Genomic DNA, 13,794 nt, shown 5'->3' with positions numbered 1-13,794 from the left:
TTATAATATTTAGAATGATAGGTATAATAATGGGAAGCTCATCGGATTGGGAATATATGAAAGAAGCTGCGGATTTACTTGAGGAGTTTGAAGTCCCTTACGAGAAAAAGGTGGTATCCGCTCATAGAACCCCAGATTTGATGTATGAATATGCCAAAAGCGCAAAAGAAAGGGGCATAGAACTGATAATAGCAGGGGCTGGTGGTGCTGCCCATTTGCCGGGTATGGTGGCATCCATCACTACACTTCCGGTAATAGGTGTCCCGATACCGACAAAGCATCTAAACGGTGTTGATTCTTTGTACTCCATAGTCCAGATGCCAAAAGGTATACCAGTAGCCACAGTAGCCATTGGAAACGCCTACAACGCCGCTCTTTTAGCCATTAGGATTTTATCTATAAAATACGAATCTCTTTCTAAAAAGCTCGAAGACTACAAAAAATCTTTAGAGCAAAAGGTTTATAATATGATTATTTAAGTGTGTCAACAGCATTTCTTATATCTTATGATAAGTGTCTTTTAAAAGGATAGGCATATAAAACGTGCTTACAGCACTCTGTTCATATTCTATCCGATCCTATACATTAGGGGAAGCTTTTTTGCAAACCAATATACCTCCCTCGTGACCAACCACTACAAGCTTATCGCCTGCTTTTACATCGTCTAAAACTTTTGCATGCCATAAGTTTACACCGAGGATTGGAGAAGGGGATTCCACCTCTATCATGGTTTTTGCTTTAGCGTCTTCTTTTGCGTAAACTTCCTTGCCAAGTATAGCGTTCTCTGGCTGAGAAGATTTTGGTGTTTTTACACTTATCCACTCTTTTGAGATTTTACGAAGAAGATATATATTTATAGCGCTTACAACAAAAAATGTGATAAGTTGGGTTATGAGCATTTTTTCGTAAGGTATTTTTGTAAAATATTCTATCAAAAGCCCAAAAACTCCAGTTGCAATAGCACTAAGCCCTATGGGAAAGAATATCATTACAGGATGTGCTAGTTCTAATAAAGAAAGCACTATACCAAGCAGTATCCAAAGAAACGGGCTCATTTGTCTATAAGGCCTTTTACGGCATCTATTATGCTGTTTGGGAATATTATCAGCTTAGAGCTGTTTGAAGAAGCCAAATCTTTTATAGCCTCTATATAACGCTCTCCTAGTTGTAATAAACCAGCGGTTTCTCCTGATTCTTTTAGAGATTGCCCTATCATTGCTATGACGTCTGCTTGGGCTTGTCCTACCCTTTTTATAGCTTCTGCTCTGTTGGTTTGTGCTATGAGATAACCTTCGGACTCTAAGCGTTGTTTTTCTCTATTGGCTTCTGCTTGAAGGATGATAGCTCTTTTTTCTCTATCAGCTTGTATTTGTTTTTCCATGGCTTTTACTATGGTTTCTGGTGGAAGTATATCTCTTATTTCTACCCTTGTTATCACTATGCCCCATTCGCTTTCTATACCAGATAAGTTGTTTCTAAGCTTTGCGTTTATTTCATCTCTATTGGATAGGGCATGTTCTAGTTCCATGGAGCCTATTATGGCTCTTAGGTTTGTTTTGGCTAATTGTATCAACGATGCATCTATGTTTGTAATGTTGTAAGTGGCGTTGTAGCTATCTACCACTCTGTAGAAAAAAACGGCGTCTATTTGGACTATAGCGTTATCTTTTGTTATGACAGCTTGAGAAGGTACATCTAAAAACTGCTCTCTTACGTTAACCTTGTTTCTGATGTAATCTACAAAAGGCATTATAAAAGCAAGGCCTGGTTTTAAAGTCCTATGGTATCTACCAAGTCTTTCTATAATCCACTCTTCTCCTTGGGGAACCGCTCTTATAGAAAATCTTATCAATACTAGCGCTATGATTACAATTGCAAGCACTATTGTCAAATTTATCAAGCTTTTTACCCTCCTTTACTTTAAAATAAAAAAGTTTGTGAAAAAGTCAATTGCTATTTTTTATTCTTCTATATGCTCTACTTTGTATTGAAGTTCTACAAATGCTTTTTTTAAATCCTCTGGCAAATCTTCGCGGTATTTTGCCTTGTAATATTCTTCGTAAAAATCTACAAGGTTATTTCTTATTTTGTTTATATCTACTTGTATATCTGGTTTTTCAAAGACGTTTCTTCTTATCTCTAATATTTTGCTGGCTATATGTTCTGATGTTAGCCTTGATTCTAAAAGCCTGGTGTTTTCGATGGTATCGTCTATGATAACTCTTACGTATCCTTTTACGTTTTCTATATCTTCTATATTTAAGCTTTTAGCATCAACTTTTATAGTTTTAAGCTGGTTTTTTGTGTCTAATTTTATCTTTTCTACTTTGTTGGTGGAATGCTTTTCTAAAACCACAAAGTTGAAGTATTTTTCTTGTCCTTCTTCGTTGAAATCTATTTGAAAACAAGAACCTGTGTAATAGGCATCTGTAGTGGTGGGTATCTTTTGATATCTATGCACATGCCCTAAGGCAACGTAGTCCAAGTTTTTAAGGTTGTTTATGTTGTCTAAATTTATTGCGTAATACTCCCCTATGGAAGCTTCTCTTTCTGATTTTGTTGGTTTTGCACTTTTTACCATCATATGAGAAAGCAATATATTAAAGGTATTTCTTGGAGCTTTTGAAATGAGCGCATTTATAAAATTTTCTACTTTGTTAGCGTACTCTGCACTTGAGTTATCTTCCCAGAGCCTAACTATAAACTTAGGAGAAATGTAGGGCACACATATTATGTTGGTATCTTTTATTGTGATAACAAAATCGTCTGGAGATGGTTTTACAAACAAATGCATGTTGGCGTATTTGGCAAGAGTCTTGTAACCTTCAAAAAAACTATGCCCGTCGTGGTTTCCGGTGATCATAACCACTGGAATCTTTAAATCGTTTAACTCCCTTACCATAAAATCAAATATGATTTTTGTGGCTTCTGTATCTGGGTTGTATTGATCAAAAATATCCCCCGCCATAAGAATAAAATCTACAGGCTCTTTTTTTACAAAATCTATCACTTGAGATATGGCATATTCTGCATCGTCGTTTCTTGATTTGTTATGAAGAGTTTTCCCTGCATGTATGTCGCCTATGTGTAAAAACTTGGTCATCTAAGACCTCTAATCCTTGCGGTATTTTTGTATCTTTCTACCTTAGAAATGTCTTCTTTTTGTTCTTCCATGAGTTTTATTTTTTCTAAGAGATGTTTGTCTACTATAGCTATAGCCTCGTCTATATCATCGGTAAGATGGATAAGAGATAAATCTTCCTCGTCGATGGTACCATGTTTTATAAAGGTATTTTTGTAAAAATCCACAAGACCTTCCCAAAATTCTTTACCAAAGAGAATAATTGGAAATTTTGGACTCTTTTTAGTTTGTATTAGGGTAAGAGCTTCAGAGAGTTCGTCCATAGTACCAAATCCACCAGGAAAAACAAGATAGGCTATAGAGTATCTTATAAGCATAACTTTTCTTACAAAGAAATATTCAAAGCTCATAGAGAGTGTCTGATATGGATTTGGCTTTTGCTCTTTGGGAAGCTTTATATTTAAACCCACCGATATGACACCAGCATCCTTAGCTCCTCTGTTGGCTGCTTCCATAATGCCTGGTCCGCCACCTGTTATAACGTTGTAACCACCTTTTCCAAACTCGTAGCTAAGCTGATAAGCCTTTTTATAGTAAAAGTTGTTTTCGTCGAATCTGGCACTTCCAAAAAACGTTACCGCTGGGCTTACATGGGATAGCGTATCAAACCCATTCACAAATTCGCTGAGTATTTTAAAGATACGCCATGTATCTCCTTCTTTTAACCTTAGCTCTTCCAGTATTTGGTTGTTGTCAGTCATAATTTAAGTTTTCAGCTTTTAAAATCATCCAAAAGGCATTATTAAAGAGGCGTAATAAAAACCTTCTTCTTCAAAGTTTCCACAAGAAACTAATATGCCGTTCATAGGATCATCGGTGGATATGTTTATATAGTCGCATGGAGCGTAGTCTACGGATTCTTTTAGATATCTTGCGTTTAGATCTACGCTAAAAGCTTCTCCTACGTAATCTATATCGATCTCATCCCTTCCTTCTGTTAGTTCTCTATCTGAGGTTTCTCCTATCAAAATGTTGTCGGCAAAGGTAAGCTTTATAGGTATAACAGTACCATCTGCACTAAAAGAAAGCCTTCTTATCAAATCTCTCAAATCTTTACGCTGTATTTTGGCGTTTAAAGGTCTTTCTACGTTTTCTATATACATCTTATAATCTGGAAACTCTCCTTCTAAAAGCCTGCTAAACAACGTCCAGCCCATTGCCTTATCTTCGAAAATCAAAAACGAGCCACCGTTTTTATAGTAAATATTTACAAAAGATGCTTTGTTTACTATGGATTTTAATATTTTTACTGTTTTTCTTGGTATTGTAAAAGACACTTTGTTTAAAGTTATATTTTCGTTGGATTCATCTTTGGGGTAGTATTTTTTGAAAACCGTAAGTCTATTGCCGTCTGTGGCGGCAAACTCTACAAAAGGCTTTCCATCGTTGTTGTCAAGTATCATGTTTACGCCTGTGAGGGTGGGGTTCATGGCATCTTCTTTTGCTACAGCGTAATCTGTCCTCTCCAAACCCTCTAACAGCATAGAGCCAAGTATGTTATTTGATATCATGTCCTCTTCTATCTCTGGAAAAGCTGGAAACTCGGAAGCTTCTGCTAACGTTAGCTTAAATTTACTCCTGCCGCTCTGTATTTGGACGTAAGAGCTTTGGGTTGAAGGGTCGTTAACAAGCGTTAGCGTGAATGTTGCAGAAGAAAGACTTTTTACTATATCGCTTAGTTTCTTAGAATTTATACACAAGGTGCAGCTAACTTCCGATTGCTCTGGTCTACCTTCTATCTTTATATAGTTTTCTAAGTCTGTGGCTTTTACAAAATACTTAGAATGTTCTATCTCTATTAGGAAATTTGATAATATTGGGAGTATAGATTTCGATTCTGTGGTATTTTTAGCTTTGGATACGATATCGTCAAATTCTTTTTTATCGAAGACTACGCTACATTGGTTTTTTTCTAAATCCATACCATAATTATAGCATATTTAATTTTTTTACAAAAAATATTTTGGTATAATATTATCTTATGATATGGAGGCTTTATGTTAAAAGTTGATATAGTCACACCAAAGGGCGTTGTATACACCGAAGAGGTAGAATCTGTAAATATACCAGCCTACGACGGTGAAATGGGCATATTGGAAAACCATATGTTGCTTTTAACTCAAATAAAGCCTGGTTTGGTTTACTTCAACAAAGATGACAAAAATGGTATAGCTGTAGGATATGGATTTGCCGATATAACACCGGACAAAGTTATAATACTAACAGAAGAAGCTATTCCAGTAGGAAATATAGACCTCGAAGAATACAAGAAAGTTTTTGAAGAAGCCACGAGAAAATTATCTGATGCAAAAACTGCGGAAGAAATATCAGAATGGCAGAAAAAAAGGGAGATGGCGGAAACGTTTATAAACATAGCAAAGCATTTTAGTCCTAAAATAAAAGCTTAAGGAGCACAAGCGTGAGATTACCAGAAAGGTTGGTGGAAAGAATAATAAATAAGTTATTATCTGAGCTTTTAACAAAAAAATATATAGAAGTAGAGGATGTAGATTATTTTAAAAAACAGTTGCTGGCAATATTTAAAGAAGCCGATGAAGAAGAAAAAAACTTAGATGAAAAAGCAAAAGAAATACTAAAAGACCAACTATCTTATATAGAAAAAGAAAACATAGATTACAGGACAGCTTATAGAACCATAAGAATGAAGCTGGCTGAGGAAATGAAAATAGAAACAAAACCTAGAGAACGCATGAATCAAATAACCAACAGAATAAGAGATCTTATTAAAAACGATCCAAACATAGAAATTTATGAAGATATACCAATGATAAGAAAAGTTATATCTTCTATCCTTATAGAAGCTGCCAAAGAGGAAGAAGAGATAGAGAAAGAAGTGCGTATGCGTATAAAAAATTATTCCAAGAAGATTGTAGAAGGAACATCCGAGTGGAACATTCTATATAAAAGGATATATCAAGATACTCTAAAGCAAAGAGGCCTTGCTTGATAGCAATTAATTATAAAAAAAATTAATTTTTTTTAATAAAATCTTAATACATAAAATATAAAATAAAGAATAAAATAATAACATAACTTATTTAGGAGGTATTTTGCATGGCTATTAAAGTAGACAGGACTTTAGATGCATCTGGTCTCAATTGTCCTTTACCGGTACTTAAAACCAAAAAAGAAATGGCAGAAATGTCATCTGGTCAAATTTTGGAACTCATCACCACAGACCCAGGAGCGAAAGCAGATATACCAGCTTACTGTAAAAGAACTGGGGATGAGCTATTAGAAACTGTGGAAGAAGGTGGAAAAATTATATTCTATCTAAAGAAAAAGTAAGGAGTTTAATATGGAAAGATTGGCTATAATAGCCACAAAAGGTACGTTAGATATGGCATATCCGCCATTGATATTAGCATCAGTAGGTGCTTCAATGGGTCTAGAAACGGCCATATTCTTTACGTTTTACGGCTTAAATATAATACATAAGGAAAAAGTAAACCAGCTAAAGCTGGCCCCTGTTGGAAATCCGGCTATGCCTATGGCATTCCCACCATCTATGGAAGAAAAGTTTCCTTTTCTTAAAAGCGTGTCAAACTTTATACCAGGTCCTCCTCAGCTAATGGGTGTAATACCCGGCATGACAGATCTTATGACAGAGATGATGAAAAAATCTATCAAAGAACACGGTGTGGCTTCTATACCAGAGCTTCTTCAGTTGTGTAAAGAAGCCGATGTTAAGCTAATACCCTGTCAGATGACTATGGAACTTTTCGGATACAAATACGAAGATTTAATAGACGGCTTGGAGCCACCGGCTGGAGCTATGACTTTGTTTGATTTCTTGTTGGAAGCAGATAAGCCGATAACAATTTTTGTTTAATGGTGATCTTGATGAACAACAAGAGGTGTGAGCTTAAGTTACTTATAAGCAATTTATTATATTCTTATAAGCAAATCTTAATTGATTTTTTAAATTTTAGGATTAAACTTATTAAAGGAGAGATTTATGGCGGTACCAAATGGATTTGATAAAATTATTTTTTATATTTTAACTGTTCCATTTTTTGAAAGAGCCGATGCGGTGACTGGTGAGCTTATAAACCCTCAAGCGGGTGCACCTTTTTTCTTGGCTACTGCGGCTACAACAATGGACTTTGAAGTGGAGATGGTTATTACTTCAGAGGCCGGATTTTTGTTGATGAAAGACAATGCAAAAAAGGTTAAAGTAAGACCAGGCGTAGAACAAACTGTGTATGATTTTATAAAAATGGCAAAAGAAGCAGGAGTGAAGGTATATCTTTGCGTACCATCTTTAGACTTGACGGAAGAATACAAAAGGGAGGACGTTAACACCGAGCTTTGCGATGGTATAATAGGTGGTGCTGCATTCTTGGACAAAGTAATGAGTGGCGAGTACGCCGTTATAACCCTTTAAGGAGGTAATTGTTATGGATGGACACGCTTACGGATACAATCTTCCCATATCGCAGAAAACCAAAGATGTGCCATGGGAAGAGAAGGTTAGAATTGTAGAGGAAGTCAAATCAGACTTTCGCTATCACGAATATATATTTGGTTGTTTAAATTGCGGTGTTTGTACTGCATCATGCCCATCCAACAGATTTTTTGATTATTCACCCAGAGAAATAGTCCAAAGATTTTTGGAAGATGATGTGGAAGTGCTTTATGACATGATGCACGAATACATATGGGCTTGTTCCCAATGCTTTACCTGTTGGATAAGATGTCCATTTGTAAACAACCCAGGTGGTCTTGTGGCTATAATGAGAGAAGTGGCTGTTAGAAACGCCTTTGACGCAACTAAAGATCTTCTCAAACCATACGGTCGTGTGCTCTTGAAGGTTATGACCACTGGTAACCAGCTCTCAGCGGATATGCTTCAACCGGACTTCTTCCCAGACTGGGGTCCAAAGATGGCTGACAATATGGAAAACTTGAGAGCAAAGCGTATGGCTATACCCTTTGATGTAGGTAAATCTGTAAAAACAGCTTGGGAAGTATCTCTTCAAACTGCCATAGAGCTTTACAGTATTTGGAGAGAAACAGGTATATTTGATATGCTTGAAAAGATAGACCCCAACCTTTACAACGTTATCATGGATATGGTAGAAGAAAACGAAGAGCGTTGGGAAGACATGCAAGAAGAGTGATTTTTGCAATTTTTGGCGTAGTGCCAAAAAAATTTTTTAGGAGGTTAGTTTTATGAGTTTACTTAGATATGACAAGACCAAATTTCCAATTCAAAACAACCATGCTCATTACGATGAAATATTTGAGCGCATGGAAGAATTGGAAGCAAAGGGTGAGATCCTTATACATAGAATCACCAAAGAACATAAACCTGTAGAGGTTTATACAAGAACAGGTCGTATAAAGACTGTGCCTACCAACAAACTATGGCACCATAAATCTTGTGGACAATGTGGTAACATTCCTGGATATCCAGCTTCTATATTCTGGTTTATGAACAAGTTTGGATATGATTATCTAAACGAACCACACCAAACTTCTTGTACTGCATGGAACTACCATGGTTCTGGTACATCAAACCCTGTTGCATTGGCTGCTGTATGGCTAAGAAACATGCACCAAGCTTGGAAGACTGGTTATTATCCTCTAATTCACTGTGGTACATCTTTTGGTTCTTACAAGGAAACTAGAGAACAACTCATAATGAATAAAGAGCTTAGAGATGCTGTAAGACCTATATTGAAGAAGTTGGGTAGATTGGGGCCAAATGGTGAATTGGTGATACCTCAAGAAGTAGTTCACTACTCAGAATGGACACATGCAAACAGATATAAGATAAGAGAACTATACGAAAAAGAAGGTAAACCAAAAGGTATAGATGTATCAAATGTAAGAGTTGCTATACACAATGCTTGCCACGTTTGGAAAATGATAGCTGATGACTACGTATATGACCCAGAAATATATGGAGGCCAAAGACCAGCAGCATCTACTGCTGTTGTAAAAGAGTTAGGAGCTATAGTGGCTGACTATTATACATGGTATGATTGCTGTGGTTTTGGATTTAGACATATATTGACAGAAAGAGAGTTCACCAGGTCTTTTGCTATAAACAGAAAATTGAAGGTAATATATGAGGATGCTAAGGCAGATGTTATAGTTACTCACGATACCGGTTGTACCACAACTTTCGAAAAGAATCAATGGATAGGCAAAGCTCATGATATGTACTATCCGGTAGCTGTTATGTCAGATGTTATGTTCTCAGCTTTAGCCTGTGGTGCGCATCCGTACAAGATAGTTCAACTATACTGGAACTGCTCAAGCTATGAACCTCTCTTGGAAAAAATGGGTATAACCAACTGGAAAGAGCTAAGAAAAGAGTGGGAAGACACTGTGAAATATATAAACGAGCTTGATAAAGCAGGCAAACACGATGAGCTTCAAGAATTCTTTAAAACCTATGACCTGTACGAACCATACAGCAGAACATCCGACGGCAAACCAAGGGCAAGTGCAACGGCTGATAAGGTATTGTTTAGATCTTAATAAACCTTAGGAGGTTATATATGTCTAAGAACGTATTAGTAATAGGTGGCGGACCTGCTGGTGTATCCGCAGCTAAAACTCTTGGTAAATTGGGTATATCTACCATCTTAGTGGAGAAGGAGCAAAAACTAGGTGGTAGACCGATATTGGAAGATTATCATACCCTTATTCCAAGAAAGCTAAAACCATCACAAGTTTTAGGTCCCGTTATTGATGAAGTAACTAAGAACCCAAACGTTAAAGTCAAGTTAGGTACAGAAGTGGAAGCTTGTGAAGGTGCGCCTGGTAACTACAAGGTAAAGCTATCAAACGGGGAAACTGTAGAAGCTGGAGCTATAGTAGTGGCCACTGGCTTCCAACACTTTAATCCAAGAAGAAAAGGTGAACTCGGTTATGGGCTTTTCCCAGATGTAATAACAAACCTTGAGTTAGAGCAAATGTTTTCTCGTCAAGGTAAGCTTTACAGACCATCCAACGGCCAACTTCCCAAGCGTGTAGCATTTGTATTTTGCGTTGGTTCAAGAGATAGGCAATTGGGTGTATCAAATGTACACTGCTGTAGATATGGATGTGCTCTCTCTGGTTTACAAGGCACAGAGATAAGAGAACATTATCCAGATGTAGATGTGTTTTGCTATTATATGGATGTTAGAACATATGGCACTTGGGAATACCCATTCTATTGGGCTCCTCAAGAAAAAGCCGGTGTTAGATATGTAAGAGGAAGAATAGCTGAAATAACCTTTAGACCGTCAGACGGAAGACTTGTAGTAAAGCACGAAGACACTATAGTTCAAAGACCATCAGAAGTACCAATGGACTTGGTAGTTTTAGTGCTTGGAATGGAGCCATCTGAAGGTACAAAGAAAGTTGCTAAGATACTAGGTTTGAACCAAGATCAAGATAGTAAATTCCTGATACCTTCTGACAACTCAGGTTCAAACATCATATCAAACAAAGAAGGTATTTTTATAGCAGGTGCTTGCAAAGGCCCTATAGATATAGAGTCATCTATGTCTGAAGGTGAGGCAGCAGCTGCAGAAGCAATAGCTTTTATAGGAGCTAAGGTGAGTGTATAATGAGCAACATTAAACCAAACGAGGGGTTCAAAGCGGCCCCTCTTGATGACTTTTTAGTAAGGGATTATCTAATAAAGATATTAGGAGATGGAGAGGAGCTAGCTCAAGAGTTCTATTCTAGGGTTCTTGAGAAATCGAATCTTTTTAGAGAGACATTCTCAAAGGAGCGATTAGCTTCTATAGATAAGGACACATTGCTTGATGTATTTTACAGGATGTACCCAGCTAGAAGATTCAGAAATAAGATTGTGGAAGAAACCGGTGTTAACAACCTCAAAAAAGCTATAAGCGATCTTTTATATTCTAAAGCGGATACCTGGGAACAAAGGGTTAACGCTTTTACAGATGTAATAAGAGGTGTAAGTAAGAAAAACGCTAGAGATATTGCTGCAGAGATACTACATTTTACATTTCCAGAAGATTACATACTTTTCACCTCTTGGATATGGGACCCTGAATCTGAAAGTGGAGCTATTGTGTTCTTAAAAGAAGAAGCCCCAGTAAATGGGCACGGCAGAGAGATGTATGGTTCTACTTACGAAGAATTTTATCAAACCTATGTTCAAGTTTACGAAAAGCTTCTGGAGTTCGGTATAAGAGTGAGAGGATTTTTGTTTGTAGATATCTTTTTGGCTATGATTTATGGTACTTACGTTGATTACATGACCCTATCTACAATGCATAGTGCTAAAGGGTTTTTCCCACCTGCAGATTTTATTGCCAAGCGTCTTTTAGGTGTTTTAAGAGATGATGAAGTAACTTTTACCTATTAATAGGAGGTTGTTATGGCTATTCATGAACGTGGCCTTGTAGAGCAAGAGCGTATAATAAAGAAAGATAGGATAGTTATAGACGGTGTTGATGCATCTGGAGACTGGAACCTTATAATACTTCCTCGCGTAATAGACGATTACGATTTAGATTTCGCCAAAGATATCATCAACCACCCCCAAGGGAAAACGATAAACCAGTGCTATCAATGCTCATACTGTACAGCTAGTTGTCCTGTGCACAACTATTGGGACGAGAAATACAACCCAAGACATTTCATATATTTAGCAAGATTAGGTATGTTAGATGAATTGCAGAAAAGAGCAGATGTAATATGGAGATGCGTGTCTTGTCACAAATGTACGCATAGATGTCCAAAAGGCGTTTTGGTAGAGGAAGTATTAAAGGTAATAGTAAATCAAATGTCGAAAAGAGGCCTTATAGAAGAATACCCATCTAAAAAGTTTGACAAGTTCTTTACTGAAAGTGTCATAGAATACGGACGTATAGAAGATGGAGAGCTTTTGTTTGGATGGATGGAAAAGCAAGGTTTTAATGTAATGAAGGATCCAATCCTCAAGAAACCAATACCTTTTGCAGGTGGTTTGCCAGATTGGTTAAAAAGCTTAGCTATCAAACCGTTGAAAGGTATGAACATAGATTTCTTGATATTAAATGCCAAACATATGTTGATACATCCAAGAACTCAAAACTGGAACAGATTCAAACAAGTTCTTGAAAGAGTTATAAATGAAGAAGGCATAATGACTCATTAAAGGAGGTTTTACATGGGTGTTATAGGTAAAAATGTAGCTTACTACCCAGGCTGCTCATTAGAAGGTGCAGCTAGAGCTTACGATGTATCTTTAAGACTGGTAGCTAAAGATTTGGGCTTAGAGCTTGATTATTTAAAAGATTACAACTGTTGCGGAGCAATGGAATCAAAAAATGTAACGTTCTGGGGCACTATTTTAATGAACGCTAGAAATATGTCTTTGGCTAGAAAACAAGGACATGAAGTAATAGTGGCTCCTTGCAACGGTTGTTCTTTTTCACTCCAAAGGGCTTGGTACTTTCTAACCACCGATAATTCTGTGCTTACTAAAACAAATGATCTTTTAAAACAAGGCGGTGTGGATCCTTTGGATGTAATACCTGAGACATATCATGCTTTAGAGTGGCTTTACGAAGAAGCTGGCCCAGAAAAAATAAAAGAAAAGACCAAGAAACCTTTAAAAGGTTTAAAGGTAGCCAACTACTACGGTTGTCTATATACAAGACCGCACTTCTATGCTAGGACATATTCGCACTCTGGTGGTCAGGACTTAGATAAAGATAGACCCATGAGAAGAGCAACGGCTGATGATGATGAACATCCATTTTTCCAAAACAAACTCTTAGAAGCGGCCGGAGCTACTAGTGTAGATTTTGAACCTATGCATACCCAATGTTGCGGTGGTCCTCACTCCTTGTCGGATGAGTCAGTGTCAGAAAAATTTGTTATGATGATATTGCAAAACGCTAAAAGAAATGGCGCCGATGTTATAGCTACCGAATGTCCACTTTGCCATGCTTCTTTGGAAATGTATAGACATAGATTAATGTTAAAAGGTGTTCCAGATGTTGATGTACCAGCCGTTTATTTTACTCAACTCTTAGGTCTTGCATTGGGAAGAAGCGCCTCTGAAGTAAAGCTAAAAGACAATTTATCTGATCCATTACCAGTGCTGAAAAGATACGGTTTGGCATGATATACTATTTTGCCCCCCACGTTTTCTGGGGGCAATTTCAAGCTCTAGAGGTGTATAGATATGGATTTACATGGTAATGTAGACGAAAATATAGTTGATCATAACGGTTGTTTGATACCAAAAGATTTGTATTACGATATAGAAAATCAAGTGTGGATTAGGTTAGAGCCAGACGGTAATGTAACGTACGGTCTTACAGATGTAGGGCAAACCAGATCTGGTAAGCTTCTACATATACGCATAAAAGATGTCGGTAAGAAAATACCCAAAGGTAAACCAGTGGCATCGTTAGAGAGTGGTAAATGGGCTGGTCCTATACCTTGTATCGTAGAGGGTGAAGTAGTAAGAAGAAACGAAGAGTTATTAGAGCAAGCTGATATAATAAATTACGATCCATATGGTAGAGGTTGGATAGTAACGTTAAAACCTGTAAATTTAGAAAGAGATTTAAAAGATTTGGTAACTGGTGAAGAAGCTGTTAGAAAAATGAAAGAGTACATAGATAGAGAAGATATTATTTGCATGAGGTGTACGTAGT

The 13,794-nt window shown here is 37.0% G+C and carries 18 protein-coding genes; 13 read left to right on the top strand and 5 right to left on the bottom strand.

Going from position 1 to position 13,794, the window contains the following annotated elements; genetic code table 11:
* Positions 1–14: 14 nt before the first annotated feature.
* Positions 15–479, top strand: coding sequence for a 5-(carboxyamino)imidazole ribonucleotide mutase (gene purE / locus HYD3684_RS05450; protein WP_015419677.1), 465 nt, complete (start codon positions 15–17; stop codon positions 477–479).
* A 99-nt stretch (positions 480–578) separates the two neighbouring features.
* On the opposite strand, the gene HYD3684_RS05445 is transcribed toward purE, so the two are convergent.
* Genes HYD3684_RS05445 through dnaN form a run of 5 tightly spaced genes read right to left on the bottom strand, consistent with a single transcriptional unit; the run spans position 579 to position 5,064 of the window.
* Positions 579–1,055, bottom strand: coding sequence for an NfeD family protein (locus HYD3684_RS05445; protein ID WP_015419676.1), 477 nt, complete (start codon positions 1,053–1,055; stop codon positions 579–581).
* Entirely contained in the window at positions 1,052–1,900 is an 849-nt protein-coding gene (locus HYD3684_RS05440) for an SPFH domain-containing protein (RefSeq protein ID WP_015419675.1), read from the bottom strand. The genes HYD3684_RS05445 and HYD3684_RS05440 overlap by 4 nt, the downstream gene beginning before the upstream one ends.
* Before the next feature lie 60 nt (positions 1,901–1,960).
* Positions 1,961–3,103, bottom strand: a complete 1,143-nt coding sequence (gene sbcD, locus HYD3684_RS05435; RefSeq protein ID WP_015419674.1) for an exonuclease subunit SbcD — start codon at positions 3,101–3,103, stop codon at positions 1,961–1,963.
* Positions 3,100–3,843, bottom strand: a complete 744-nt coding sequence (locus HYD3684_RS05430) for a TIGR00730 family Rossman fold protein (protein ID WP_015419673.1) — start codon at positions 3,841–3,843, stop codon at positions 3,100–3,102. Before HYD3684_RS05430 ends, sbcD begins: the two co-directional genes overlap by 4 nt.
* 24 nt (positions 3,844–3,867) lie before the next feature.
* Positions 3,868–5,064 (bottom strand): DNA polymerase III subunit beta, encoded by a 1,197-nt coding sequence (gene dnaN, locus HYD3684_RS05425; RefSeq protein ID WP_015419672.1) that lies wholly within the window; start codon positions 5,062–5,064, stop codon positions 3,868–3,870.
* A gap of 75 nt (positions 5,065–5,139) precedes the next feature.
* On the opposite strand from dnaN, the gene atpC reads away from it, so the two are divergent.
* The 12 genes from atpC (at position 5,140) to HYD3684_RS05365 (ending at position 13,793) form a co-directional block, all read left to right on the top strand.
* Positions 5,140–5,550: an ATP synthase F1 subunit epsilon gene (gene atpC / locus HYD3684_RS05420; RefSeq protein WP_015419671.1), complete on the top strand. Its 411-nt coding sequence runs from the start codon at positions 5,140–5,142 to the stop codon at positions 5,548–5,550.
* An 11-nt stretch (positions 5,551–5,561) separates the two neighbouring features.
* Positions 5,562–6,110: a DUF507 family protein gene (locus tag HYD3684_RS05415; RefSeq protein ID WP_015419670.1), complete on the top strand. Its 549-nt coding sequence runs from the start codon at positions 5,562–5,564 to the stop codon at positions 6,108–6,110.
* Between the two features lie 107 nt (positions 6,111–6,217).
* Complete coding sequence (locus HYD3684_RS05410) at positions 6,218–6,451, top strand: sulfurtransferase TusA family protein (RefSeq protein WP_015419669.1); 234 nt, start codon at positions 6,218–6,220, stop codon at positions 6,449–6,451.
* A gap of 10 nt (positions 6,452–6,461) precedes the next feature.
* Positions 6,462–6,995, top strand: coding sequence for a DsrE/DsrF/DrsH-like family protein (locus HYD3684_RS05405; protein WP_015419668.1), 534 nt, complete (start codon positions 6,462–6,464; stop codon positions 6,993–6,995).
* 126 nt (positions 6,996–7,121) lie between these two features.
* Complete coding sequence (locus tag HYD3684_RS05400) at positions 7,122–7,550, top strand: DsrE family protein (protein ID WP_012514125.1); 429 nt, start codon at positions 7,122–7,124, stop codon at positions 7,548–7,550.
* Between the two features lie 13 nt (positions 7,551–7,563).
* On the top strand, positions 7,564–8,286 hold the full coding sequence (locus HYD3684_RS05395; RefSeq protein WP_015419666.1) for a 4Fe-4S dicluster domain-containing protein: 723 nt from the start codon (positions 7,564–7,566) through the stop codon (positions 8,284–8,286).
* A gap of 52 nt (positions 8,287–8,338) precedes the next feature.
* Positions 8,339–9,655, top strand: a complete 1,317-nt coding sequence (locus tag HYD3684_RS05390) for a heterodisulfide reductase-related iron-sulfur binding cluster (RefSeq protein WP_041112960.1) — start codon at positions 8,339–8,341, stop codon at positions 9,653–9,655.
* Positions 9,656–9,675: 20 nt separating this feature from the next.
* The gene (locus tag HYD3684_RS05385; protein WP_015419664.1) at positions 9,676–10,734 is read left to right on the top strand and encodes an FAD-dependent oxidoreductase; all 1,059 of its coding nucleotides are present in this window, start codon (positions 9,676–9,678) and stop codon (positions 10,732–10,734) included.
* Positions 10,734–11,507 carry a hypothetical protein gene (locus HYD3684_RS05380; RefSeq protein WP_015419663.1) on the top strand — a complete coding sequence of 258 codons (774 nt, stop codon included), beginning with the start codon at positions 10,734–10,736 and terminating at the stop codon, positions 11,505–11,507. Before HYD3684_RS05385 ends, HYD3684_RS05380 begins: the two co-directional genes overlap by 1 nt.
* Positions 11,508–11,519: 12 nt before the next feature.
* Positions 11,520–12,281: a 4Fe-4S dicluster domain-containing protein gene (locus HYD3684_RS05375; protein WP_015419662.1), complete on the top strand. Its 762-nt coding sequence runs from the start codon at positions 11,520–11,522 to the stop codon at positions 12,279–12,281.
* 12 nt (positions 12,282–12,293) lie between these two features.
* On the top strand, positions 12,294–13,256 hold the full coding sequence (locus tag HYD3684_RS05370; protein ID WP_015419661.1) for a CoB--CoM heterodisulfide reductase iron-sulfur subunit B family protein: 963 nt from the start codon (positions 12,294–12,296) through the stop codon (positions 13,254–13,256).
* A gap of 90 nt (positions 13,257–13,346) precedes the next feature.
* Complete coding sequence (locus HYD3684_RS05365) at positions 13,347–13,793, top strand: glycine cleavage system protein GcvH (RefSeq protein WP_174256048.1); 447 nt, start codon at positions 13,347–13,349, stop codon at positions 13,791–13,793.
* The last annotated feature ends 1 nt before the right edge of the window (position 13,794 follow it).

It is taken from the genome of Hydrogenobaculum sp. 3684 (assembly GCF_000213785.1).
In the GTDB taxonomy this organism is placed as follows: Bacteria; Aquificota; Aquificia; order Aquificales; family Aquificaceae; genus Hydrogenobaculum.
Note: the sequence above shows the minus strand (reverse complement) of the source record. Positions and strands in the feature narration are given on the sequence as shown.

Coding starts and splice junctions, on each gene's coding strand:
- HYD3684_RS05390 (WP_041112960.1), top strand. CDS start 8,339: ATGAGTTTACTTAGATATGACAAGACCAAATTTCCAATTCAAAACAAC.
- HYD3684_RS05430 (WP_015419673.1), bottom strand. CDS start 3,843: ATGACTGACAACAACCAAATACTGGAAGAGCTAAGGTTAAAAGAAGGA.
- purE (WP_015419677.1), top strand. CDS start 15: ATGATAGGTATAATAATGGGAAGCTCATCGGATTGGGAATATATGAAA.
- dnaN (WP_015419672.1), bottom strand. CDS start 5,064: ATGGATTTAGAAAAAAACCAATGTAGCGTAGTCTTCGATAAAAAAGAA.
- sbcD (WP_015419674.1), bottom strand. CDS start 3,103: ATGACCAAGTTTTTACACATAGGCGACATACATGCAGGGAAAACTCTT.
- HYD3684_RS05395 (WP_015419666.1), top strand. CDS start 7,564: ATGGATGGACACGCTTACGGATACAATCTTCCCATATCGCAGAAAACC.
- HYD3684_RS05445 (WP_015419676.1), bottom strand. CDS start 1,055: ATGAGCCCGTTTCTTTGGATACTGCTTGGTATAGTGCTTTCTTTATTA.
- HYD3684_RS05370 (WP_015419661.1), top strand. CDS start 12,294: ATGGGTGTTATAGGTAAAAATGTAGCTTACTACCCAGGCTGCTCATTA.
- atpC (WP_015419671.1), top strand. CDS start 5,140: ATGTTAAAAGTTGATATAGTCACACCAAAGGGCGTTGTATACACCGAA.
- HYD3684_RS05385 (WP_015419664.1), top strand. CDS start 9,676: ATGTCTAAGAACGTATTAGTAATAGGTGGCGGACCTGCTGGTGTATCC.
- HYD3684_RS05410 (WP_015419669.1), top strand. CDS start 6,218: ATGGCTATTAAAGTAGACAGGACTTTAGATGCATCTGGTCTCAATTGT.
- HYD3684_RS05400 (WP_012514125.1), top strand. CDS start 7,122: ATGGCGGTACCAAATGGATTTGATAAAATTATTTTTTATATTTTAACT.
- HYD3684_RS05405 (WP_015419668.1), top strand. CDS start 6,462: ATGGAAAGATTGGCTATAATAGCCACAAAAGGTACGTTAGATATGGCA.
- HYD3684_RS05380 (WP_015419663.1), top strand. CDS start 10,734: ATGAGCAACATTAAACCAAACGAGGGGTTCAAAGCGGCCCCTCTTGAT.
- HYD3684_RS05375 (WP_015419662.1), top strand. CDS start 11,520: ATGGCTATTCATGAACGTGGCCTTGTAGAGCAAGAGCGTATAATAAAG.